Here is a 1,279-nt window from a genome sequence, read left to right as displayed (position 1 = left end):
CTTGACCTCGCCCTTGAGGACACCGGCCTGCAGCGAGGCGCCGATGGCCACCACCTCGTCGGGGTTGACGCCCTTGTTCGCCTCCTTGCCGCCGGTCAGCTCCCTGACCAGGACCGTCACCGCGGGCATCCGCGTGGACCCTCCGACCAGCACCACGTGGTCGATGTCGGAGACCGGCACCCGCGCGTCCTTCACGGCCTGGTGGAACGGGATCTTGCAGCGCTCCAGCAGGTCGGCGGTCAGCTCCTGGAACCGGGCCCGGGTGAGCTTCTCGTCCAGGTGCAGCGGGCCCTCGGCCGACGCGGTGACGTAGGGCAGGCCGATGGTGGTCTCGGTCGAGCTGGACAGCTCGATCTTCGCCTTCTCCGCCGCCTCCCGCAGCCGCTGGACGGCCATCTTGTCCTTGGCCAGATCGACCCCGTGGGCGTTCTTGAACTGCCTGACCAGGTGGTCGACGATCCGCTGGTCCCAGTCGTCGCCGCCCAGGTGCGTGTCGCCGTTGGTGGCCCTCACCTCCACCACGCCCTCGCCGATCTCCAGCAGCGAGACGTCGAAGGTGCCGCCGCCGAGATCGAAGACCAGGACCGTCTGGTCCTCCTTCTCCATGCCGTAGGCCAGGGCGGCGGCCGTGGGCTCGTTGATGATGCGCAGGACGTTCAGGCCCGCGATCTCGCCGGCCTCCTTGGTCGCCGTGCGCTGGGCGTCGTTGAAGTAGGCGGGGACGGTGATCACCGCGTCGGTGACCTTCTCGCCCAGGTACGCCTCGGCGTCCCGCTTCAGCTTCTGCAGCACCCGCGCGGAGATCTCCTGGGCGGCGTAGCGCCTGCCGTCCACGTCCCCCGTGGCGGGGAAGCGCCAGCCCTCCTCGCCCATGTGCCGTTTGACCGAGCGGACGGTGCGCTCCACGTTCGTCACCGCCTGCCGCTTGGCGACCTCCCCCACCAGCACTTCACCGTTCTTGGCGAACGCCACCACCGAAGGGGTGGTCCTGGCGCCCTCGGCATTGGCGACGACCGCGGGCTCGCCGGCCTCCAGCACGGACACCACGGAGTTGGTGGTGCCAAGGTCTATGCCTACCGCTCGTGTCACCTGTGGTCCCTCCTCTCGCCACCGCCGCCCACCGGCGCACGGTGCGGGAACCGGGCTTCTTATGCCTGTACGTCCGGCATAAAACTTGAGTCGCCTCAAGTCAAGCGGAGCCCGACGCAGAAGCCGTGACGACCGGAGGCCGTAACCCGGAAACACGGCGCGGCGGGCGGCACCCCGTGGGGTGCCGCCC

At 69.7% G+C, this 1,279-nt stretch carries 1 protein-coding gene; it reads right to left on the bottom strand.

Translation table 11 applies throughout. The features are described 5' to 3' along the window. On the bottom strand, positions 1-1,089 hold a 1,089-nt coding region (locus AC2CJA_RS26700; RefSeq protein ID WP_484605217.1), incomplete at its 3' end, for an Hsp70 family protein. Between the last annotated feature and the right edge of the window lie 190 nt (positions 1,090-1,279).

It is taken from the genome of Streptomyces sp. ATLC9 (assembly GCF_057196705.1).
Note: the sequence above shows the minus strand (reverse complement) of the source record. Positions and strands in the feature narration are given on the sequence as shown.